The sequence below is a fragment of the Mycobacterium sp. UM_CSW genome, assembly GCF_000455205.1.
Taxonomy (GTDB): Bacteria; Actinomycetota; Actinomycetes; order Mycobacteriales; family Mycobacteriaceae; genus Mycobacterium.
Genome location: NZ_AUWQ01000036.1, coordinates 20,308 through 42,661 on the forward strand (window position 1 = coordinate 20,308; position 22,354 = coordinate 42,661).

Below are 22,354 nucleotides of genomic sequence, written 5' to 3' on the forward strand. Positions count from 1 at the left end.
GGCTAGCCATGCAGCACGCCTCGATCGCTGGAACGGCGCGCGAGGTCGAAGCTGTACCGGATGTGCTGGCCGTGACCGTCGGGCACCACCGGAAAGACCAGCGGCGCCTCGACGTTTCGGATCGCGTCGAGGTGCGCGCCGACGTCCTCGACCGTCCACGCCGGCCGGTGCACGCCGGGACTCTCGGCGATCACCGCTCGCGCCACCCGACCCGCCAGCGCGATGAACATCTCCCCTGTCACCGAACAGGTTTCGTGGGCGAGCCAGGCCACCACGGGCGCGACGAGCTCCGGGCCCATCGGCGGGTAGGCCGAGGTGTCGATGCCATCGGCCATCCTCGTCACCGCGGCCGGGACGATCACGTTGCACCGCACGCCCTCCGCCGCGCCCTCGAGGGCGGCGACGTTCGACAGCCCGAGCACGCCGGCCTTCGCCGCCGCGTAGTTGGCCACGCCGTGGTTTCCGTACAGGCCGCCGATCGACGACGTCAACACGATGCGCCCGTAGCCGGCCTCGCACATCACCGGAAACGCCGGCCGCACAACGTTGAACGCGCCCCGCAGGTGCACGTCGAGCACGGCGTCGAAATCCTCGTAGCTCATCTCCTTCAGCGAGCCGCGCCGGACGTTGCCGGCGTTGTGAATCAGGATGTCGAGGCGGCCGTAGCGTTCCACCGCCGCGTCGATGATCGCCTTGCCGCCTTCCGCGGTCGCCACCGAATCGGTGCTCGCGACGGCTTGCCCTCCGGCGGCGACGATTTCACGCACCACGTTGTCGGCCGGACCGGTGTCGGTGCCGTCCCCGGAGAGGCCGCCCCCGGGGTCGTTGACGACGACCTTCGCGCCCCGTGACGCCAGCAGCACGGCGTAGGAGCGGCCCAGCCCGCGGCCACCCCCGGTGACCACCGCCACCCTGCCGTCAAATCTCAAATCGGTCATCTACGTTCCGAGCACCAGACCGTCGAGGTCGCCTTTGGCACGCCACTGTTTGAGCAGGTCGTCGAACGCGTAGAAGCCGGGCGAGTAGGGCTCCCCGAGAAACGAGCGGATGCCCTCCCCGCCCCCGCCGCCCTCATTGTTGTAATAGCCGGGCGTGCAGGTCATTTCGAACGCCGAGTTGTCGATCGCGAGTTCCCGGATCGTGGCGACCCAGTTGTCCTGACCCTCCTGACTCGGTTCGACGGTGGTCACGCCGCGGCTGATGGCCTCGGAAATGATGTAGGCGATGTGTTCGGCCTGCTGCTCGAACATCGCCGTGGTGTTGGCCGAAACGCCCCCCTGGAGGAAGCCGGTGTGGAACTGGTTCGGGAAGCCGCGAGTGGTCATGCCGTGCAAGGTCTTGTAGCCGTCGCGCCAGTGATCGAAGAGCGATGCCCCGTCGCGGCCTTCGATCGCATCCATCGCGTAGCGGCGGCTGATCTCGGTGGAGATCTCGAAGCCGCTGGCGAAGATCACGCAATCGACCTCGTACTCAACGCCGTTGGCGACGATGCCGTTCTCCGTGAGCCGTTCCACGCCCTTGGACTCCGACACGTCGATCAACGTGACGTTGGGATTGTTGAAGGTCGGCAGGTACTCGTCGCTCGAGCACGGTCGCTTGCACAGGAACCGGTAGTAGGGCTTGAGCGCTTCGGCGGTATCGGGGTCATCGACGATGTCGGCGATCCGGCGGCGCAGCCGCTCCATGATCTTGTAGTCCTCTTCCTCGCGGATCGCCATGATCTGTTCGATTCCCAGCGACGCGGGGTCGTCACTGGCGGCGATGCGCGCAGTCATGTTGCGTCCCAGCTCGGTCCAGAAGTCACACACCAGATCGGCCGCATCGAACACCACGCCCTCGAACGGCGACCAGCGATGGAAATTGCGCTTGCGCTCCGCCTGCCATCCGGGCTGCAGCGATTCCACCCAGTGCGGATTCGTGGGCTCGTTTCCGCGCTCGTCCACCGATGAGGGTGTCCGCTGGAATACGTACAAATGCTGGGCATCCCGACCCAGGTGGGGGACCAACTGAACACCGGTCGCCCCGGTGCCGACGAGGGCGACCCGCTTGTCGGCAAGCTTGTGCAGTCCGCCGTTGGCGTCGCCGCCGGTGTAGTCGTAGTCCCAGCGCGCCGAGTGGAAGGCGTGGCCTCCGGCGTCCAAGTAGTCCGTGAGGCCGGGGATCCCGGGCAACTTGGGCCGGTTGTAGGAGCCCTGTGTCATCACCACGAATCGGGCGCGGATGTCGTCGCCCCGATTCGTCCGCAGCCGCCAGCGTTTGATCTCGTCATCCCAGCGCAGCGTGCGCACCTGGGTAGAGAAGATCGCCCCGTCGTACAGTCCGAAATGCTTGGCGATGCGGCGACAGTGTTCGTAGATCTCCGCACCGTCGGCGAACTTCTTGCTCGGCATGAAGTCGAGTTCTTCGAGCATCGGGATGTAGCAGTACGCGTCGTTGTCACACTGGATTCCGGGGAAACGGTTCCAATACCAGACGCCGCCGAAGTCGCCGCCCATCTCGATGACGTGAACATCGTCGACGCCGGACCTCTTCAGGTAGGCGCCTGCCAGCAGCCCGGCGATACCCCCTCCGAGAACCGCTACCTCGATGTCTTCGGTGATCGGCGTGCGCGGAGTCACCGGCGTGTGCGGATCGACCTCCGAGAACTCGGCGAAATCGCCCTTGAGTTCCAGATATTGCTTAGATCCTTCGGGGCGCAACCGCTTGTCGCGCTCGTGCAGATACTTCTCGCGCAGCGCGTCGATGTCGATGTCTTGTGGGGTGTCGGTCGGCCCACAGCTGTCGAAATTCGTCATTGAATCTCTTTCGGCTCACCGGTGCCCATGTACTTCGACAGTTGGTAGTGCAGGTTGACGGTGCTGCGCTCTCGGTAGGGGTTCGGCTTGGTGCCCGGGAAGCCCAGCGATTTCATGCCCTGCTGCACGGCGGCCATGTTGGAGAAGTCCTGGGGCAACACCGAGCGCCACCGCGGGTCACCGACCGGCGTGTATTCCCACTCCGTTTGCGGCTCTTCGCCTTTCGGAAACAGTTCGAACACCGACACCTCGAAGATGCACTTGTCGGGGTTGTAGCCGGGGTCCGGCCGGGCGCCGTAGCACAGCGCAACCGTCAGGCCCTGACCGATCTGGAAGTTCGGGAAGATCTGCCACGCCGTGCCGGCCTGCCCGAGGATGTCGGGCGGGATCGTCGGCCAGATCACGCCGCGGGCCTCGTCGTCGCGGCGCGCCGACGCCAGCCAGTGCTCGAGGACCTTGTCCGCCGGGGTGCCCTCGGGCAGCTCGTCGACGAGTCGTTTGGCGGCGTTCACCAGCGTCTCGGTGGTGGAGGTGTTGGTTTCCTCCATCGTGTAGATCTGCATCTCCGCGGTCGACACGCGGGGATCGGCGCCGGTGCCGAGGCGGATCTTGGACTTGGTCGCGGCGAGGTCGTCCGGCGCGTCATAGCCGATGTTGCTGTGCTTGCCCTGCGCCTTGGCCCACCCCTTGAATTCGCCGAACTTGTTGAACTCCGGATGGGTCGTGTAGACGTGGTAGGTCTCGTTGAACGCCTCCAGCGCGACCTTCCAGTTGCAGTCGAAGTAAAGCCATTTGCGCCATTTGCAGCGCATGTTCTCCAAACCGAACGGGTCGAGGATCTTGGCGGCGGGGAACAGGTAGTCGGCCAGCGGCTCGCAGTCGGGGTCCATGTTGATCCACAACCAGCCGCCCCACGTGTCGACATTGACCGGCCGAAGGTGGGTGTTCTCCGGGGTCAGCGCCTCCTGCCAGTCCTGTTGCTCGCGGATGTGAGTGCACGCCCCGTCCAAACCGTATGTCCAGCCGTGGAATCCGCACACGAACGACTTGCGGGCGCGGCCGGAGGCGTTCTTCGCGCCCTGCGGCGTGTCGATCAGCCTTCGGCCGCGGTGCATGCACACGTTATGGTGCGCGCGAAATTCGTCACGGCCAGTGCGCACCACGATGATCGAGTCGTCGAGAATGTCGTAGGTCAGGTAGCTGCCCACCTCGGGCAGCTCTTCGACGCGGCCGACCTGCTGCCAGACCTTGCGCCACAGCTTGTCGCGCTCGGCGCGGGCGTAGTCCGCGCTGATGTAGGCCTCGACGCCGATCGTCATGGGTTTCGAAAGTTCTTCGGTCGCTTGGACTTCCGTGTCAGTCACGACATCCTCCTAATGGCCGCGCGGAAGGATTCGTCCTTGAGGAACAGCGAGGTGTTGTCGGCGCCCAGGTGGCTCCACTTGAGGTCGAGGCCGCCGTCGACGAGCAGCGTCTGGCCGGTGATGTAGCTCGACAGGTCCGAGAGCAGGAAAAGGATGGCGCCGGCCTGCTCCTCCGGCCGGCCGCGCCGGCCCATCGCGATCGCCTGCCGATCCCGGTCCGGGTCCTCGTCGACGTAGGTGCGCGAGGCCGCCGTCTCGGTGACGCCGGGCGCCACGGCATTCACCCGGATCCCGGACATCGCCAGCTCGAGCGCCATCGTCCGGGTTATCGCCGCGATCGCGGCCTTGGCGGTCCCGTAGGCGATGTGGAACGGCGCGGTGTTCATGCCGCTGATCGACGAGATCGACACGATCGACCCGGGCCGCTGGTGCGCGACGAGTTCGGCCGCCACGGCCTGGCTCATGAAGAACGCCGTTTCGAGGTTGTCGGTGAAGATCTTGCGCCAGTCTTCACGCGTCACCCGCGTCGACGGCATCCACGTCGACGGCTCGGCGCCGCCGGCGACGTTAACCAGACCGTAGAGGCTGCCGTCGGCGCGCCGCGTCTGGTCGATCACCGTGGCGATGCCCTCGTCCGTCGATGCGTCGGCCGCGACGGGCACCACCGCCAGGCCCTGTTGCGCCAGCGGGGCGACGTGCTCGTCCAGGTTTTCCTTCGACCGGCTCACCGCGATCACCGTTGCCCCGGCGCGGGCGGTCATGGCCGTGACGGTGGTGCCGATGCCGCCGCCGCCGGCGCCGGAAACCACGACGACGCGCCCGTCTAGCCCGAGAAGATCGTCCATGACCTGCTATCTACTGCGCCGCTTTGTCCGGACAAGATACCGCGTTCTGTCCCTTGGAGAACACTATTCCCATCGGCGAAGCGTGCTGTCAAGGGCGAGCCGGGATGCTTTGGCGGCTATTGTCTGGACTAGAACAACTTGATAGCGTCCAGCTCAAACGGCTGACGGAAGGACCTCGGCAGGATATGGCCATCGCGACGCAGCCATCCCGTTACGCGGTACCGCAGTCGATCGGCGTCGCGGACGGCTGGCGACTCGAGCGGGTCACCGCTCCCAGCCGCCTGTTCGGCGCCAATGGCCTGCGCACCGGCCCGGACGGGCGCGTGTACATCGCTCAGGTGACCGGCAGCCAGATCAGCGCGCTGGATCCCCACACCGGGGAACTGGGGGTCATCAGCGCCAAGGGCGGCGAGATCGTGGCTCCCGACGACGTGGCGTTCGACTCGCGCGGCAACCTGTACGCGACCGAGGTGATGGACGGGCGGGTCAGCGTGCGCGACACCGCCGGCCGGACCCGGGTGCTGCGCGACGACGTTCCGTCGGCCAACGGGATCACCTTTCACGGCGACCGGTTGTTCATCGGCGAATGCCGCGAGGGTGGGCGGCTGCTGGAGCTGGACCTGAACGGCGGGCCGCCGCGGGTGCTGCTGGAGGGCGTGCCCTCACCCAACGCGATGGAGGTCGGCCCGGACGGAATGCTGTATTTCCCGGTGATGGGCGCCAACGAGATCTGGCGCGTGCATCCCGACGGCGGCGAACCACAGTGCGTCGCGGGCGATCTCGGTGTGCCCGACTCGGTCAAGTTCGACCCGCAGGGCTACATCGTCTCGACCCAGGTGGCCAGCGGCCAGGTGCTGCGCATCGACCCACGCAGCGGTGAGCAACGGCTGCTGGCCCAGCTGAGTCCGGGGTTGGACAACTGCACCCTGGTCGGCGATCGCGTGCTGGCATCCAATTTCACCGGCGAGATCACCGAGATATCGTCGGACGGTTCGACGCGAACCGTGCTGCCCGGCGGGCTGAACTGGCCGCTGGATCTGACCGTTGGCCACGACGGGCGGCTCTACGTCGCCGACGGCACGTACTTCTATGTCGCCCTGCCCGACGGGTCGTTGCAGACCGTCGGGATGTTGTTCAGCCCCGGCTATCCCGGCTTCCTGCGGGGCGTCGCGTCGAGCGGACCGGGCGAGTTCGCCGTCACCACCTCGGGCGGCCAAGTCGGCCGCTACCGGCCTGCGGCGAGCGAAACCGAGGTGCTGGCAGACGGTTTCGACCAGCTCTACGGCGTCGCGCTCGGGCCGGGTGGGCCCGTCGTCGCCGAGTTGGGCACCGGGCGGGTGCTGTCGGTTCGCTCGGCTGGCGTCGACGCGCTGGCCACCGGCTTGCGCGAGCCGGTCGGCGTCGCGATGGGCGGCGACGGGGCATGCCTGGTCGCGGAGGCCGGCGTCGGACGGGTGATCCGACTGAACGGCTCGGCCATCGACACGGTCGTCGCCGACCTGCAACGCCCGCAAGGCATTTGCGTGCATGACGACGTGCTGTACATCGTCGACGCCGCCGCCAACGAGTTGGTCGCGTTCGACATGAACACCAAGGATCGGCGGACCATCGCGTCGGGATTGCCGGTCGGACCCCCGGCGGGGGTGGTGCCCAAGCCGCTGAAAGGCATGCCGCCGTTTTCCGGCCCGCAGGGCCCCTTCGCCGGCATCGCCGCCGCGGCCGACGGGACGCTCTACGTCTCGGCCGACGGGGACGGCAGCGTGCTGGCGGTGCGCCGATCGCCGGACGGCCGCTGATGTCCCAGGCGATCTCGAGCGAGCACCGCTATCTGCAGATCGCGCGAACGCTGCGCAAAGAGATCGTCGACGGCGTGTACCCGGTGGGTTCGCAGCTGCCGACGGAGCACCAGCTGTGCGAGCGATTCGCGGTCAGCCGCTACACCGTGCGCGAAGCGCTGCGCCGGCTCCGCGAGGACAACCTGGTCGCGTCGCGGCCCCGCGCGGGCACCCGGGTGGTCCCCCGGCCGGCGACCAGTTCCTATGCGCAGGACACCATGTCGATCGACGACCTGCTCGCCTTCGCGTCCGGCGCGCAGCTGACCATCGAGTCCAACGAGATGGTGGAGATCGACGACGAACTCGCCGTGCGGACCGGGCTGCCGGCCGGCACGCAGTGGCTGTCCGTGCGCGGCTACCGGCGGGCCGACGGCGCGTCGGTGCCCCTGTGCCGAACGGAGTACTACATCAACCGCGATTTCGCCGCGGTCGGCCGGCTGCTGCAACGCCACACCGGCCCGATCTTTCCGCTGATCGAGGACCTGTTCGGGGTCAGCATCGCCGAGCTGCGCCAGGAGATCGCCGCGGTGCTGCTGCCGCCCGAGCTGGCCGACGGCCTCGGGGCCGCGGCGGGCACGGCGGCGCTGCAGATGCGGCGCACCTACAAGACCTCCGACGGCGAGGTCGCCCAGGTAACGGTCAACACTCACCTGTCGTCGAGCTTCCGGTACGCGATGACCATGCGCCGCGTGAATGATTAGGCCGACGGACGTGACAGCCCGGGCCCACCGAGACGCGCCATTCGCGGCGGAGGCATACCGGCGTGGGCTGTGGGTCAGCACCACGCTGGCGGACTCGCTGCGCACGGCCGCGGAGACCACGCCAGGGCGAACGGCGTTGGTGGACGGGGACACTCGGCTGGATTGCGCCGCGCTCGACAGCGAGGCGACCCGGTTGGCCAACGCCCTGCTGGCGCGCATGCCGACCGGCAGCGTGGTGTCGTTCATGTTGCCGAACTGGCACGAGGCCGCCGTCGTCTATCTCGCCGCGACGCTGGCCGGGATGGTGGTGAACCCGATCCTGCCGTCGCTGCGCGACCACGATTTGCGCTTCATCCTCGAAGACGTCGAATCCGCGATGATCTTCGTCCCGCACCGGTTCGGCGGTCACGACTACGCCGCGATGCTCGAACGCGTCACCGCCACAATGGACCCCGCGCCCGAGGTGGTGGTGCTGCGTGGCGAATCCGGTGCGCACACGCCGTATCCGGCGCTGCTGGAGGACCCGCCGGATCCCGCGCGGCTGCCGCGGCTGGATCCCGACGCCGCGCGTATGGTCCTGTACACGTCCGGCACCACCGGGCGCCCGAAAGGCGTGCTGCACAGCCACAATTCGCTGCACGCGCTGATCAGTCAGATCCGTGACCAGTGGAACGTCGAGCCGGGCGATACGTTCCTGGTCCCGTCGCCCATCGCGCACATCGGCGGGTCGATCTACGCGTTCGAATGCCCGCTGCTGCTGGGCACGACCGCGGTGCTGATGGACCGGTGGGATCCGGCGGCGGCCGTAGCGCTCATGGATCGCGAACGGTGCACCCACATGGCCGGTGCGACACCGTTCCTGCAGCAGCTGTTGTCCGCCGCCGAGCGCGCCGGCACCCGCCTGCCCGACCTGAAGGTGTTCATCTGCGGCGGCGCGTCGGTGTCGCCGTCGCTGATCCGGCGCGCCGCCGACTATTTCGACAGAGCGGTCGTTACTCGGGTGTACGGATGCACCGAGGTGCCCGTCGCCACCGTCGGCGCACCCCGGCCGGACGAAGCCGACCGAGCCGCCGACACCGACGGACGGCCCGGCATCGCCGAGATCAAGCTCGCCGCTCACGACTGGGCATCCGACGGCGACGGCGAGATCTGTGTCCGCGGCCCGCAGATGCTGATCGGGTACCGGCATTCGCACGACGATGCCGACTCATTCGATGCCGCAGGGTTTTTCCACACGGGGGACCTCGGCCGCTGGGTCTCAGCTGGTTTGAAAGGCGGATACCTCCTCGTGACCGGGCGGGCAAAGGACGTCATCATTCGCAACGGCGAGAACATCTCGGCCAAGGAAGTCGAAGACCTGCTCGCCGAGCACCCCGGCATCGCCGAAATCGCGGTCGTCGGGCTGCCCGACGAGCGAACCGGGGAACGGGCGTGCGCGGTGATCGTGCCCTCGGCGGACCGGGGCGAGTCAGAGCCGGGCGTCGCCGACCTGCTCGCCCTGCTGCAAAGCAAGGGTGTCGCAAAGTTCAAGGCGCCTGAGCAGGTGGTCATTTGGGATGCGCTGCCCAAGAACGACGCGGGCAAGATCCTCAAACATCGGATCAGGGCCGCTTTAACACAGGATGGGTGAGATGCAGGTCGCTATCGTCACAGGCGCAACCAGCGGCATCGGGTTGGGATGCGCAAAGAGACTCGCCGAGATGGGAATGGCGGTCCTCGGCACGGGCCGCGACGAGGACCGACTGGCCGAGCTGCAGAACTCCATCGCCGACCCGGCTCGGGTCGCGACCCTGGCCGTCGACCTGACCCAGGACGACGCGCCGCGGCGCATCGTCGAGGCCGCCGTCGACCGTTGGGGCCACGTCGACTTCCTGATCAACAACGCCGGGGTCGGCAACCCCAAACCGGTACACGAAACCGACGACGAAACACTGGACTACTTCCTGGGTTTGATGCTGCGGGCGCCGTTTCGGCTCGCGCGCGAGGTGCTGCCGCACATGGCACCCGGGTCGGCGATCATCAACATCACGTCGACCTTCGCCGTCGTCGGCGGGCTGCGCGGCGGCGCCTACTCCGCCGCCAAGGGCGGCCTGACCGCCCTGACCACCCACATCGCCTGCCAGTACGGCCCCGCCGGCATCCGCTGCAACGCCGTCGCGCCCGGCGTCACGGTGACACCGATGGTCGAGAAGCGCTTGCAGGACGAGCGATTCCGCAAGATCAACACCGAGCTGACGCCGCATCAGCGGCTGGGCACCGTCGACGACATCGCCAGCACCGTCGCGTTCCTGTGCTCGCCCGGTGGGAGTTTCATCAACGGGCAGACGATCGTCGTCGACGGCGGCTGGAGCTCGACCAGGTACATGTCGGACTTCGCCCTGAACTCGGAGTGGGTAGCGAGGTGAAGGTTTCGCCCGCCGCGTTCGTGCGCACCACCCTCCCGCTGAACCTGTCAGGCCTGGCGGAGCTGGATACCGGTCGGTACCACTCGATCTGGCTGCCGGATCACATGGTGAGCTTTTGGCCCGACGCGCTGTGGACGCCCGAGTTCACCGACCTCGCAACGTCGTCGCCGTCGCCGCATCGCCACCTCGACGGCATGGCGGTCGCCGCGGCGGCGGCCGTGCTGACCGAACGGGTGCCGCTGGCCACCAGCGTCGTGGACACGGTGCGCCGCCACCCCGCGATGCTGGCGCAAAGCGCGCTGACCATCGACCATCTCTCCCGGGGGCGATTCATTCTGGGCCTGGGCAGCGGTGAGAGCGAAAACATCGTGCCCTACGGGTTCGACTTCGCCCGGCCCGTCGGCCGCTTCGAGGAGGCGTTGCGGGTCATCCAGCTGCTGTGGGACAGCGACGGTCCGGTGGACTTCGAGGGGCGGTTCTACCGGCTGCATCGCGCCCGCCTGGACACCGAGCCCTACGACGGGCGCTTCCCGCCGATCTGGATCGGCGCCAGCGGGCCACGAATGCTCGACATCGTCGGGCGCTACGCCGACGGCTGGTGGCCGGCCGGGGCGTGGACCCCCGAGCACTACGCCGAAATGCTCGGCGCGGTAAGGCAATCGGCCGAACGGGCCGGCCGCGACCCGATGGCGATCACGCCGTGCTACGTGCAGGTTTGCCTGATCGGCGAGGACGACGACGCGATCGAAAGGATCCTGCGCGCTCCGCTGGTGGCAGCGTTCCTGCTGCAGGTGTCCGCGGAAGTGCTGCGCCGCTTCGGCTTCGACCATCCGATGGGCGACGACTGGGGCGGGTTTCATGACATCGACCCGACGACGCTGACACGGGACCGGATCCTCGACTTCCTCGGCCGCGTCAAGCCCGAAGCGATCCGGGCGGTCGTGCCGCACGGCACACCCCGGCAGGTCGCCCGAATCATCAAGTCGTATGTGGACGCCGGGCTCCGGGTTCCCAAGATCCTGGATTACGGCGCGATGGCCGGACTGGAGTTCAGCGCCGCGTCGGCGGCCAACGTGCGCAAGACGGAGGACGAATTGTTGACCCTGTGTGGCGGGCAACCGTGACGGCGGGACTCGACGCGGACGCGATGCTTGCCCGCGCGCAGGCCGAGGCGGGGCGGGACGACTACGGCGATCCGACACTGCCGCAGCGGTTCCGCCTGGCCGTCGACCACTTGAACGGTATCGGCATGGACGCCAACGGCATTGAACAGGCCGAAGGGGTGTGCCATTGGCTGCTGACGTCGCGACTGGAATTCATCGAGGACCGCAACCGCTATCCGATCGGTGCCGAGATGATCGATCACCCGATGTTCGTCACGGGGGAGCCGCGCTCGGGAACCACGCTCGTGCACGCCCTGATGGCGGTGGACCCGCACGCACGCGCGCTGCGGTTCTGGGAGGTGATGTACCCGTCGCCGCCACCCGGCACCACCCGCCCCGACGACCCCCGCCGCGCCCGGGCCGACGCCGATTGGCGCGAGATCAACGCGAAGATGCCCAAGTGGCTGCTCAGCCACCCCTACAACGACATGCTCGGCGACGGTCTGCCCGAAGACGAGCGCACCTGGGCCTTCGACTTCCGGGTGATGACCCCGACGGCGTGGTGGCGGGTGCCGATGCAGACCCTCGTCGGCGGCCTGCCGACGGACCCGGCCGCGCAGTACCGCCTGCACAAGGCGATGCTGCAGCAGTTTCAATACAACCGGCCCCGGAAGTACTGGGTGCTGAAGGGGTTTCACGGCTTTCGGCTCAAGGAGCTCTTCGATACCTATCCCGACGCGAACCTGCTGTGGCTGCATCGCGACCCCGTCCAGGTGGCGGCGTCGCGCACCATGATGATGGCCGACATCCTCGACGGCATCGTCGGCCCGATCGATCTCGCGGTCGAGGCGAAGAAGCACCTCGAGATGACCCGGGCCAGCATCGCCAACACCATGACCAACCCGCTGGTCGACGACCCGCGAATCCTGCACATCCCCTACGCCGATTTCATCGCCGACCCGGTCGCGACCGTCGGGCGCTACTACGCCTTCTGCGGGCGGACTCTCACCGGCGAGGCCGAGGCGTCGATGCGCGATTACCTGGCCTACAACCGCGGCGACCGCTACGGGAAGTTCCGCTACTCCACCCGGTTGCTGACCGACATCGGCGAGAACCTCGACGACCTGCACGCCGAGTTCGCGCCCTTCCGGGAGCGGTTCGGGGTCAGCATCGAAAAGCGGGACTGAGGCACCCGTGCGCGCGCTATCGGTCCACAACGTGACGTTCCTCGGGGCGTATACCGATGAGCTGCACCAGAATTGGACGGTCCTTGGCCTGCGGCACCTCAGCATCCTCGACACCCAACTCCTCGACCCCGCCTTCGTCCGCCTGATCCGCGCCGAAGAGTACGCGGTCGAAGCGGTCTACCACCTGTTCCGCGCCGGGCCGGACCTGTCCCGGCTGATCGATGCCGCCGCAACGACGGGTGCGCGGTGCATCTACCTGCTCACCGGCGGCCGAGACGGGCTCACCTGGGAGCAGGCGGCCGAGCGGTTTTGCGGCGCGATCGAGCCGTGCGTGCAACAGGCCGGGCAGGCCGGCGTCGGCCTGGCCATCGAAAACGCGTCGAGCCTCTACGCCGACATCCATCTCGCGCACAGCCTGCGCGACACGATCACCCTCGCCGAGCTGGCGGGGCTCGGCATCTGCATCGACCTGTTTCACTGCTGGGCCGAAGCCGATCTCGGGGGCCTGCTGCGGCGGGCGCTGCCCCGCACGCAATTGATCCAGCTGAGCGATTACGTGCTGGGCGACCGGGCCCTACCGGCCCGCGCGGTACCCGGCGACGGCGCGATTCCGGTCGAATCATTCGTGGCCCAGGCATTGGCCGGGGGCTACCGGTTCGGTTTCGACCTGGAGTTGCTCGGCCCCCGCATCGACGCGGAGGGCAGGTTGGCAGCGGCCGGGCGGGCGTGCGCGACGGTGCGCGCGATGCTCGACAGGCTCGACGGCTGAGCAGTCGAGAAAGGAAGGGGTGCGGTGGCTTTCGGTGACGGGGCGGACGACGCGGCACTCGACCGCGCGTGGGACGAATTCTGCGAGCGATTGAAGGCCGCCGGCAAGCAGGCGTTCAAAGACTTCAACGCGACCTCCGGCGTGCAGCGTGCCGACGCGTTTCGCTTCCTCACCCAGAACCTGGGGCAGGCGTTCGATCTGGCCCTGGAAACCCGCGACACCCGCTATCCGGCGCTACACGCCTTCTGCAACCCGACCCGGAAACTGGGCGGGGACTGCGCCGATTTCACCTACCAGCAGGCCTGGATCGACGGCGAATCGACATACCGGATCACCGGAACCCGCGGCACCGCACCCTTTTTCAACATCACCGTGCAGGGGGCGCGCCCGGACGGCCCGCACGTCCTGCACGAGCCGTTCGGCGACGTGCCGGAGGTCAACCTGCTCGGCCACCAGCTCCGAGTCGAGCCGGACGGCACCTTCGAGCTGTATATCGGCGGCCCCGAGCGCGGCCCGAATTGGCTGCCGACCACCGCGCAGTCGCGCAAGCTGTTCATCCGCCAGGGCTTCGACCGCTGGGACGAGCGTCCCGCCCGGATGCGGATCGAGCGCGTCGACATGACCTCGCCGAAGCCGCTGCCCAGCCCCGACACCATGGTCGCGGCCATGCGCTGGGCGGGTGATTTCGTCACCGGGCTGATGAGCGACTGGCCCGAGTTCCCGTTCACCCACGGCGGCGTCGACGGTGAACATCCGAACCAGTTCCCTCGCCCGGACGCGTCGGATGCGGACGCCAAGCGCGGCCGGGCCGCCGCCAACATGTATTGGGAACTGGGCCCCGACGACGCCCTCATCGTCGAGTTCGACGCCCACCAGGGATTGTGGATGATCACCAACATGGGGGCCTACTTCACCAGCATGGACTTCCTCTACCGACCGGTGAGCTACACCCCGAGCCGCGCATCGGTCGACGACGACGGCAAAGTCAGACTGATTCTGGCCCACCGGGACCCGGGCCTGCACAACTGGATCGACACCCAGGGATTCGAGCGCGGCAACCTCACTTACCGGCACATGCTCGCGGGTCAGCCCGCGACGCTGACGACCCGGCTCGTCAAACACGCCGACCTCCCGCGCGCGTTACCGCCGGAAACCGCGCGTGTCACCAGCGCCGAACGCACCGCGTTGATGTGGGAGCGCTTCAACGGGATCCGTAACCGATTCCCCCTCTGATGCGCCCCCCCGGACGCGCGTGTCTTTCCGGCTATCCGGGCTCCCGCACAACTAGGCTGGCTGCGATCACGAGGAGGGGCAGCGACGTATCGGCATGGGCCAGGGCGCGTTAACGGCGGATACTGAACCGGGCGGGAGGAACCCCGCACCGGCGCGTTCTGCTCGTCGGCCGCGATGGGTCGCCCCGGTGCGCCGCGCCGGCCGGATCGCGATCTGGGACCAACCCGAACGGCGCAGCGGCATTCCGGCGCTGGACGGGCTTCGCGCGATCGCGGTCACGCTGGTGCTCGTCGGGCACGGCGGCATCCCCGGTGTCGCGGGCGGGTTCATCGGCGTCGACATATTCTTTGTGCTCAGCGGATTCCTGATCACCTCTCTGCTGCTCGACGAGCTCCAGCGCACCGGCCGAATTGAGCTGACCGGCTTCTGGATTCGACGGGCACGACGGCTGCTGCCTGCCCTGGTGCTGATGGTGCTCACCGTGGGCGCGGCCCGCGAGCTCCTGCCGAGCCAGTCGCTCACCGGATTACGCGACGACGCGATCGCCGCGTTCCTGTGGGTGGCGAACTGGCGGTTCGTGGCGCAAAACACGGACTACTTCACCCAGGGCGCCCCGCCGTCGCCGCTGCAGCACACCTGGTCGCTCGGGGTGGAGGAGCAGTACTACTTCATCTGGCCGGTCCTGCTCATCGCGGTGACCCTGCTGCTGGCCGCGCGGGCCCGGCGCTACTTCCGGCGGGCCACCGTCGGCGGGGTGCGGTTCGCCACCTTCCTGATCGCCACCACCGGCGCGCTGGCTTCGGCGGCCGTCGCCATCGTCCTGGCCTCCGATTCGACGAGGGACCGAATCTATTTCGGCACCGACACCCGTGCGGAGGCGTTGCTCACCGGCGCCGCCGCGGCGGCACTGCTGGTGCGGGATTGGCCGTCGATGAACCGCGGCTGGTGCCTGATCCGCAGCCGGTGGGGCCGGCGGGTCGCCCGCTTCCTGCCGCTGCTCGGCGTGGCCGGGCTGGCGGCGGCCACCCACTTCGCGTCGGGCCGCGCCGGTGAGTTTCGCCACGGCCTGCTGATCGGGGTCGCGGTCGCGTCCGTCCTCGTGGTCGCCCCGGTGGCGATGGAGCAGCGCGGCGCCATCGCCCGCATCCTGGCCCTGCGTCCGCTGGTGTGGCTGGGCACCATCTCCTACGGCGTGTACCTGTGGCACTGGCCAATCTTTTTGGCCCTCAACGGTGAACGCACCGGATGGTCCGGCCTGCCGCTGTTCGGCGCGCGGTGCGCCGCCACAGTGGTGGTCGCCGCGGCGTCCTGGTGGCTGATCGAACAACCGATCCGCCGGTGGCGGCCGGCGCGGGTGCCGCTGCTGCCGCTCGCGGCGGCGACCGTGGCCAGCGCCGCCGCGGTGACGCTGTTGGTGGTCCCGGTGGGCACCGGGCCCGGCCTGCGCGAGGGCCTGCCCCCGGGGGTCTCGGCGGTGGCCGCGGTCTCGCCGTCCCCGCCGGGCGGTGGCCGCCCCGCGCCCCGCGATCCCCACCGGCCCTTCACCGTTTCGGTGTTCGGCGACTCGATCGGGTGGACCTGGATGCACTACCTGCCGCCGACGCCCGGCTTCGCGTTCCTCGACCACACCGTCATCGGCTGCAGCCTGGTGCGCGGCACGCCCTATCGGTACATCGGCCAAACCCTTGAGCAGCGGCCCGAATGCGACGGCTGGCCCATCAGGTGGTCGGCGCAGCTCGGCCAGGATCAGCCCGACGTCGCGCTGTTGATCATCGGCCGCTGGGAGACGGTCGATCGGGTCAACGAGGGGCAATGGACGCATATCGGCGATCCGACCTTCGACGCCTACCTCAACGGCGAGTTGCAGCGAGCGCTGAACATCCTGAGCGCCAACGGTGTTCGTGTGGTGGTGGCGACCGTGCCCTACAGCCGGGGCGGTGAGAAGCCGGACGGCCGGCTGTATCCGGAGGATCAGCCCGACCGGGTCAACCTCTGGAATGCCATGCTGCGCAAGACGGTCGCCCAGCACACCGGCGTCCAAATCCTCGACCTCAACAAGAAGCTGTGCCCGGACGGCGTTTACACGACCAAGGTCGACGGCATCAAGGTGCGCAGCGACGGCGTCCACCTCACCCCCGAAGGGGTGAAATGGCTGACGCCCTGGCTCGAGGAATCCCTGCGCTAGGCGCCTAATCGCCGGTGCGGCAGCTGATTTCCATGCTGTCGCTTTCCCGGACCAGGAAGTTGAAGCTGACGTAGCCGTTGTCCGGGTCCCGCACCCGGTCGAGGTAGGGCTGGGTGTCCGCGGCGCTGGCGTTGTCGGCGACGATCAGCGCGCCGGTCGAGAGGCGCGGTTCGAGTAGCTCGATCACCGGGAGGTAGAGGTCCTTCCACCCGTCGAGCAGGACGAAATCGACCGAACCGTCGAGCTTGTCCAGTGTGGTCAGCGCGTCTCCCTCGAGAATGGTGATCACGTCGTCGAGGCCGGTCTCGGCGAACGTCTGCTTGGCGGCGGCGATCTTGCTGGCGCTGAGCTCGGTGGTCACCACCCGGCCGGTGCCGTTGTCGCGCACCGCCGCGGCCAGGTGAACCGCGGAGATTCCGAAGGACATGCCGAACTCGACGACCGTGGCCGGCCGGGTCGCCCGCACCAGCGCGTAGAGCAGGCGGCCGGATTCCGGTGTCACCGGGATGTAAAACTCGCTCATCGCGTCGGCGCGCTCCTGCGCGCTCATCGGCCGGTCGAAATCGCCGATCCTTTCCCGCAACCGCGACATTTGATTTTTCGTTTCGGTGTACATCCGGTCGAGCACCGTCGCGACCTTGGGCGCCTGCAAAGTATTAGCCATGGTTTCGAGCGTAGTCGGGACGGTCGATGGGTCCGTGGGTTAACAGAAACCAACGGGATGGTTGCGTCAAGTAATTTGACGCCCATTGGGTCGCGGTGCAAGATGGACGGGCAAGCACCTCGGTAGGTGAGGCGTCTGCACGGATACAGGCCACTGACCCCGAACGTCGAGAGACGCCCCGGGTCAGGACAGCTCTTCCCGGACCCAAGGGTTGAGCCCAAGTGGCTTCCGGAACCTTCGGATACGCCGTGCAGTGCCGAAGCTCCGACGAGAGGGGTGCGACCGGTGGTTTTCCGCCGGTCATTTCGCCTCTTCCGTTCAGGTGAATGTGACGACACCCGCGTGTGTCCCGGCCGTGAGGAGGTGAGGGCGAGATGAGTCCCGGCGACAGTCCGTATCCCAATTCCGTCTTGTCCCGATCCGGTTCCGGCATTCTTTTCGCCGCCTGATTTGTTCGGGTGCCCTATACCGCTGCGCAGCAAGCGCATTGCGGGCGCCTACGGCCATGCCAGGAGCCGATCGGACCTCCCGACAGGAGACGATCATGGCTTTTGTTGTTGCACAACGCCTTACCGGTCCGCAGCGGGGACGCGGCCGGTCGATGCTGCGAATCGGCCGACTCTTGGTCGGCAAGCTGCACGCGCGCAGCACGCTGACTCCCCAGGAGCGGGCCAACCTCTATGTCTCGCGCATGCCGATCGCGGTCATCTCGGCCTCGCTCGGCGGGCATCCGCCGGACAGCAACCGGCGGTGATTCGCTAGCCCGAGCCCGAACCTGTTCGGAGATAACGAGGATTCGATGACGTCGATCTCGACCGAGCCCCGCGGCGGCATGAGTACGTCCGGGGCGCCAGGCCAAGCCGTGCTGGATTCGGCGCACGCCGGCGACATCGTCGGCGCGTTCGGCCGCATCCACCGGGACGCGGCGCACCCAGGCACCGGCGGCCGGTGGCGGCGGCTGCGGACGCTGCTCGTCATCACCGGCCCCGGACTGATCGTGATGGTGGGCGACAACGATGCCGGCGGCGTCGCGACCTATGCCCAGGCGGGGCAGAACTACGGGATGCGGCTGCTGTGGACGCTGGCGATGCTGATCCCGGTGCTGTACGTGAATCAGGAGATGGTGCTGCGGCTGGGCGCGGTCACCCGGGTCGGCCACGCGCGACTGATCTTCGAGCGCTTCGGCAAGTTCTGGGGCGCCTTCAGCGTCGGTGATCTGCTGATCCTCAACGCGTTGACGATCGTCACCGAATTCATCGGAGTATCACTGGCACTGGGGTTCTTGGGCTGCCCCAAGGCGATCGCGATCCCGGCCGCCGCGGTGTTGTTGTTCGCCGTGGTGGCCGGGGGCTCGTTCCGCCGCTGGGAGGGCCTGATGTTCCTGCTGATCGCGGTGAATGTGCTCATCATTCCCATGGTGCTGTTGGCGCATCCCACGCTGAAAGGAACCGTGGGCGGGCTGGTGCCGCAATTCCCGGGCGGGCTCAACTCGACCGTGCTGCTGCTCGTCATCGCGATCGTGGGCACGACGGTCGCGCCGTGGCAGCTGTTCTTTCAGCAGTCCAATGTGGTGGACAAGCGCATCACGACCCGCTGGATCGCTTATGCCCGAGCCGATCTGATCATCGGGATCGTCGTCGTCATGGTCGGCGCGACGGCCCTGATGGCGGTGACCGCGTTCGGGTTGGCCGGCACCGCCGATTTCGGCGGCTTCACCGACGCGGGTGCGGTGGCCGCCGGCCTGGCCCGGCACCTCGGCGGGACGGTGGGTGCGCTGTTCGCGATCATCCTGCTGGACGCGTCCTTGATCGGCGCCAACGCGATCGGGCTGGCCACCACGTATGCCGTCGGTGACGCGTTGGGCAAGCGGCACTCGCTGCATTGGAAGGTCAGCGAGGCTCCGCTGTTTTACGGCGGGTACGCCGTGTTGCTGGCGGTGTCCGCCGCGGTCGCGTTCAGCCCGGACCACGTCCTGGGCCTGGTGACCCAGGGCGTGCAGGCCCTCGCGGGCGTCCTGCTGCCCTCGGCGACGGTGTTCCTGGTCCTGCTCTGCAACGACCGGGCGGTGCTCGGGCCGTGGGTAAACACGGTGCGGCAGAACATCATCGCGTGGGCCGTCGTGTGGTGTCTGGTGGTCTTGTCGCTCGCGCTGACGGCGACGACCTTCTTCCCGGGCCTGTCCACGGGCACTATCGAGGCCGGTCTCGCGGTCGGCGCGACGATCGGGATCGTGGGCGGGGCCGTCGCGATCGTCACCGGCCGGCGGCACCGGGACCGGCGGGACGCGGAAGCCGTCGCGGGGACGCTCGGCGGTGGCCTGGATCCCGAAGAGGTGGACGAACTCGACGACGCGCCGCTCCTTACGCGCGCCGAGCGGCGGGCTGTGCGCCGGCAGGACCGGGCGCACTGGCAGACTCCCGACATCGCCATGCTGGACCGGCCGGCCATGTCGCCGATCCGGCGGGCCGGGCTGTTGACCCTGCGGGGCTATCTGGTCGTGGCCGTCGTGTTTGTGATCATCAAGATCGTGCAGGCCGGCATAATCGGGCCGGCCACGTCGCTGTGAGTTAATCGTTGGGCAGCAGCACGATTTTGCCGCGGGTGTGCCGCTTTTCGAGTTCCTCGAAGGCGTCGGCGACGCGGTCCAGCGGGTAGCTGCTGGCGATCTCGAAATCGATGGTGCCGGTAGCGATCAGGTTGGCCATCTCGGCGAGCACTTCCGGCGTCGACGCGTCCACACTGCCCTCGGTCTTGGCGCCGACCTGGCCGGCCTTCTGGAACGAAATGATGGTCTCGATCCGATCGGGCGCGACGCCGAGATCCACGGCGAGCTGGACGTAGTCGGGGCCGAACAGATCGATGAACGCGTCGATCCCGCCGGGCGCCGCCTCTCGCAGCCGGTCGGCCAAGCCGTCGCCGTACTCGATCGGGGTGACGCCGTGGGCGCGCAGCCAGTCGGCGTTGCCCGGCCCGGCGATACCGAGCACCACCGCCTTGCGCAGGACCAACAGCTGCACGACCAGGCTGCCGACCCCTCCCGCCGCCGCCGAAACGGCGACCGTGTCGCCCGGTTTGGGGTCGACGGCGCGAACGGCGGCGTAGGCCGTCACACCGGCCACGTACAGCGAACCCGCGACCTCCCAACTCAATTCGGGAGGCTTTCGAATCAGTTGACCAACCGGGACGGCGGTATGCGTGGCGTGGCTGGAGCGGCGGAAGCTGAACCCCAGGACTTCGTCGCCGACGGAAAACGCCGTCACTCCCGGGCCCACGGCGGTCACCACCCCGGCAAGGTCGCTGCCCTCGCCGGACGGAAAGGTGGCGGGGAACATGTCATGCATCGCACCGCTTCGGATGGCGGCCTCACCGGGATTGATCCCGGCGGCGCGAACCTCGACCACCACCTCGTCCGGGCCGGGCGACGGCATGTCCACGTCCGCCACGTAGAGGACCTCGCGGTCCCCATAACGGTCGAACCGCACGGCTCGCGCCGTTCCTGCCGTCATCTTTCCCCCTTATGCCGCGAATAGGCCTCGCCCCCGCCAGCATAGGCCTGGCCTGCTCTTGTTCCTGCCCGCATTTCGCAGTAGCGTCAGGCGCCGCGGACTGGACAGGGAGGGAACCCCATGGAGCTCGCTCGGATTACCGTCGCCGGCTGGGCGGTCGCCGGGGTAGTCGGCGCCGCAACCTCCGGCTGTGGTGACTACCACCACAGTTCGCCCTCCACATCGATACCGGGCACTGGCGCGACCAGTTCGAGCGCGGTGACGAGCCCGTCGCCCGGACAGCAGACCGATTACAGCAACTTGCTGATCAAGGCCAGCGACATCGGCGGCGACTTCACGACTCCCCAGCCGCCGGTGCTCAACCCGAACAACGCCGCGGGCGTCGCGCAACTCTTCGCCAATGCCGACAACAGCCGCCGGATCGGTGACACGATCCTGATCGTCGCCGATCCGAAGGTGGCGGCGGCGGGAGTCGAGAACACGAAGGCCAACTACGCGGGCAAGGTCAGCGGAACGTGGCAGCCGATCGATATCGGCTCCAACGGCGCGATGATCTCCGGCACCGCTCCGGGCAATTCCCAGGCCATCACGGTGCTGCTCTTCAACGAGGGCAAGGCACTCGTCAACCTCGAATTCGACAGCGCGCCCAACGATCCCATCGACCCGGGCGTCGCGACCGATGTCGGCCGCAAGCAGGACGCGGCGGTCAAGAGCGGGTTGCCCAGCTAGCCTGGGCCACTCAGCGCAGGTCCGACACGGACTTGTCGATCAGGGCCGCCGATAGGTACGAAATGTCTTTGTCCCCACCGATCTTGGCCTCCTGCACCGCCGCCCGGAAGACGTCCATCGGCGCCGGCGCACCGCGCAGCGGTTTCTCCGGCTTCCGGTAGGCGTCGAGCAAGGGAAGCACGGAATGCCGGCGCTGCTTGTCCGGCGAGGCCCTTGCCAGGGTCCGCGAGGGGTCAGGCCACGACCTGGACGGGATCGCCGACGCTCACCTGGTTGAAATACCACGCCGCATTGTCCGGGCTCAGATTGATGCATCCGTGACTGACGTTGGCGTGGCCCTGCGAGTCAACCGACCACGGGGCCGAGTGCACGTACACGCCGCTGTTGGTGATCCGCACCGCGTACGAAGCGATGATGTCGTATCCCTCGGGCGAACTCAGCGGGATGCCGATGGTCCGCGAGTCCATCCGCACGGTGCGGTCCTTCTCCAGGGCGGTGAAGCTGCCGATCGGCGTGGGACGGGAGGGCTTGCCCATCGACGCCGGCATCGTCCGAAGCACCTCTCCGTTTCGGCTGACGGTGAATGTGTGCTCGGAGATGCTGGCAACACCGAGGAGCGCATCACCGGTTTCAAAGCCCGTCGTCAGGGCCTGCACACCCACCGAGACGTGGGTGTGGGCGGGCCAGTACTGATTCGGAACCCACTGCACGACGTTATTTTCGACCCACTCGAAATGCCCCGGCATGCCGCTCGGCGATGTGACACGAATCGACCGTTCGGCCGCGGCGCGATCGGCGACGGGTGCGGTGAACTTCACCACGACCGGGTGCGCCACGCCCACCACCGCGCCGTCGGCCGGCGCAACCGACGCGACTACGGGCACGGGATCGGGCACCGGGACCGCGGCCACGCTGCGGGCGCCGCTCCCCAACACGCCAATGGCCGTGCACGCCACCATAACGAATAGATAACGAACCGCTCGACGCATGGCGCCCACCCTTTGCGATTGTGCAGTAAACACCACGATATTCT

Annotated in this window: 19 protein-coding genes, 1 pseudogene and 1 riboswitch; of the genes and pseudogenes, 12 read left to right on the forward strand and 8 right to left on the reverse strand. The window is 68.0% G+C overall.

What is annotated here, in order from left to right; genetic code table 11:
• Positions 1 to 2: 2 nt before the first annotated feature.
• From N415_RS14480 to N415_RS14495, 4 genes are read right to left on the reverse strand one after another with little or no spacing between them, the layout of a single operon-like run.
• Positions 3 to 938, reverse strand: a complete 936-nt coding sequence (locus N415_RS14480) for an SDR family NAD(P)-dependent oxidoreductase (protein ID WP_068182818.1) — start codon at positions 936 to 938, stop codon at positions 3 to 5.
• Positions 939 to 2,795 carry an NAD(P)/FAD-dependent oxidoreductase gene (locus N415_RS14485; protein ID WP_068182821.1) on the reverse strand — a complete coding sequence of 619 codons (1,857 nt, stop codon included), beginning with the start codon at positions 2,793 to 2,795 and terminating at the stop codon, positions 939 to 941. It abuts the gene before it with no gap.
• Positions 2,792 to 4,114 carry an aromatic ring-hydroxylating dioxygenase subunit alpha gene (locus tag N415_RS14490; protein ID WP_068182823.1) on the reverse strand — a complete coding sequence of 441 codons (1,323 nt, stop codon included), beginning with the start codon at positions 4,112 to 4,114 and terminating at the stop codon, positions 2,792 to 2,794. The genes N415_RS14485 and N415_RS14490 overlap by 4 nt, the downstream gene beginning before the upstream one ends.
• Positions 4,115 to 4,155: 41 nt before the next feature.
• A complete protein-coding gene (locus tag N415_RS14495; protein ID WP_068182826.1) occupies positions 4,156 to 5,004 on the reverse strand; it encodes an SDR family oxidoreductase in 849 nt (282 codons plus the stop codon).
• A 185-nt stretch (positions 5,005 to 5,189) separates the two neighbouring features.
• Between N415_RS14495 and N415_RS14500 the strand changes: the two genes are divergently transcribed.
• From N415_RS14500 to N415_RS14540, 9 genes are all read left to right on the forward strand, one after another.
• Entirely contained in the window at positions 5,190 to 6,800 is a 1,611-nt protein-coding gene (locus N415_RS14500) for an SMP-30/gluconolactonase/LRE family protein (protein WP_068182830.1), read from the forward strand.
• Positions 6,800 to 7,540: a GntR family transcriptional regulator gene (locus N415_RS14505; protein WP_068182832.1), complete on the forward strand. Its 741-nt coding sequence runs from the start codon at positions 6,800 to 6,802 to the stop codon at positions 7,538 to 7,540. Before N415_RS14500 ends, N415_RS14505 begins: the two co-directional genes overlap by 1 nt.
• A 10-nt stretch (positions 7,541 to 7,550) precedes the next feature.
• On the forward strand, positions 7,551 to 9,170 hold the full coding sequence (locus tag N415_RS14510; RefSeq protein ID WP_068182835.1) for an AMP-binding protein: 1,620 nt from the start codon (positions 7,551 to 7,553) through the stop codon (positions 9,168 to 9,170).
• Positions 9,163 to 9,945 (forward strand): SDR family oxidoreductase, encoded by a 783-nt coding sequence (locus tag N415_RS14515; protein ID WP_068182838.1) that lies wholly within the window; start codon positions 9,163 to 9,165, stop codon positions 9,943 to 9,945. Before N415_RS14510 ends, N415_RS14515 begins: the two co-directional genes overlap by 8 nt.
• Complete coding sequence (locus tag N415_RS14520; protein ID WP_068182841.1) at positions 9,942 to 11,069, forward strand: LLM class flavin-dependent oxidoreductase; 1,128 nt, start codon at positions 9,942 to 9,944, stop codon at positions 11,067 to 11,069. Before N415_RS14515 ends, N415_RS14520 begins: the two co-directional genes overlap by 4 nt.
• Complete coding sequence (locus tag N415_RS14525) at positions 11,066 to 12,235, forward strand: sulfotransferase (RefSeq protein ID WP_068182882.1); 1,170 nt, start codon at positions 11,066 to 11,068, stop codon at positions 12,233 to 12,235. The genes N415_RS14520 and N415_RS14525 overlap by 4 nt, the downstream gene beginning before the upstream one ends.
• A gap of 7 nt (positions 12,236 to 12,242) precedes the next feature.
• Positions 12,243 to 13,004, forward strand: coding sequence for a TIM barrel protein (locus N415_RS14530; protein WP_068182844.1), 762 nt, complete (start codon positions 12,243 to 12,245; stop codon positions 13,002 to 13,004).
• A gap of 24 nt (positions 13,005 to 13,028) precedes the next feature.
• Positions 13,029 to 14,237 (forward strand): DUF1214 domain-containing protein, encoded by a 1,209-nt coding sequence (locus N415_RS14535; RefSeq protein ID WP_068182847.1) that lies wholly within the window; start codon positions 13,029 to 13,031, stop codon positions 14,235 to 14,237.
• Between the two features lie 94 nt (positions 14,238 to 14,331).
• Positions 14,332 to 16,422 (forward strand): acyltransferase family protein, encoded by a 2,091-nt coding sequence (locus tag N415_RS14540; RefSeq protein WP_152531388.1) that lies wholly within the window; start codon positions 14,332 to 14,334, stop codon positions 16,420 to 16,422.
• Positions 16,423 to 16,426: 4 nt separating this feature from the next.
• On the opposite strand, the gene N415_RS14545 is transcribed toward N415_RS14540, so the two are convergent.
• A complete protein-coding gene (locus N415_RS14545) occupies positions 16,427 to 17,086 on the reverse strand; it encodes a class I SAM-dependent methyltransferase (protein ID WP_068182853.1) in 660 nt (219 codons plus the stop codon).
• 111 nt (positions 17,087 to 17,197) lie between these two features.
• Positions 17,198 to 17,369, forward strand: a riboswitch (M-box (ykoK) riboswitch).
• Positions 17,370 to 17,630: 261 nt separating this feature from the next.
• On the opposite strand from N415_RS14545, the gene N415_RS32255 reads away from it, so the two are divergent.
• Complete coding sequence (locus N415_RS32255; RefSeq protein WP_152531389.1) at positions 17,631 to 17,840, forward strand: hypothetical protein; 210 nt, start codon at positions 17,631 to 17,633, stop codon at positions 17,838 to 17,840.
• Positions 17,841 to 17,885: 45 nt separating this feature from the next.
• Positions 17,886 to 19,652, forward strand: a complete 1,767-nt coding sequence (locus tag N415_RS14550) for an NRAMP family divalent metal transporter (protein ID WP_068182856.1) — start codon at positions 17,886 to 17,888, stop codon at positions 19,650 to 19,652.
• 1 nt (position 19,653) lies between these two features.
• Here the strand turns inward: N415_RS14550 and N415_RS14555 are convergent, their stop codons facing one another.
• The gene (locus tag N415_RS14555; RefSeq protein WP_068182859.1) at positions 19,654 to 20,592 is read right to left on the reverse strand and encodes an NADP-dependent oxidoreductase; all 939 of its coding nucleotides are present in this window, start codon (positions 20,590 to 20,592) and stop codon (positions 19,654 to 19,656) included.
• A 120-nt stretch (positions 20,593 to 20,712) separates the two neighbouring features.
• Between N415_RS14555 and N415_RS14560 the strand changes: the two genes are divergently transcribed.
• Complete coding sequence (locus N415_RS14560; RefSeq protein WP_068182861.1) at positions 20,713 to 21,321, forward strand: hypothetical protein; 609 nt, start codon at positions 20,713 to 20,715, stop codon at positions 21,319 to 21,321.
• Between the two features lie 10 nt (positions 21,322 to 21,331).
• Here N415_RS14560 and N415_RS30725 read toward each other — a convergent pair.
• Both N415_RS30725 and N415_RS14565 read right to left on the reverse strand, forming a co-directional pair.
• A pseudogene (locus tag N415_RS30725) lies at positions 21,332 to 21,535 on the reverse strand (hypothetical protein); the annotation flags it as partial.
• A gap of 19 nt (positions 21,536 to 21,554) precedes the next feature.
• Complete coding sequence (locus N415_RS14565; RefSeq protein WP_068182885.1) at positions 21,555 to 22,310, reverse strand: L,D-transpeptidase; 756 nt, start codon at positions 22,308 to 22,310, stop codon at positions 21,555 to 21,557.
• Positions 22,311 to 22,354: the final 44 nt, after the last annotated feature.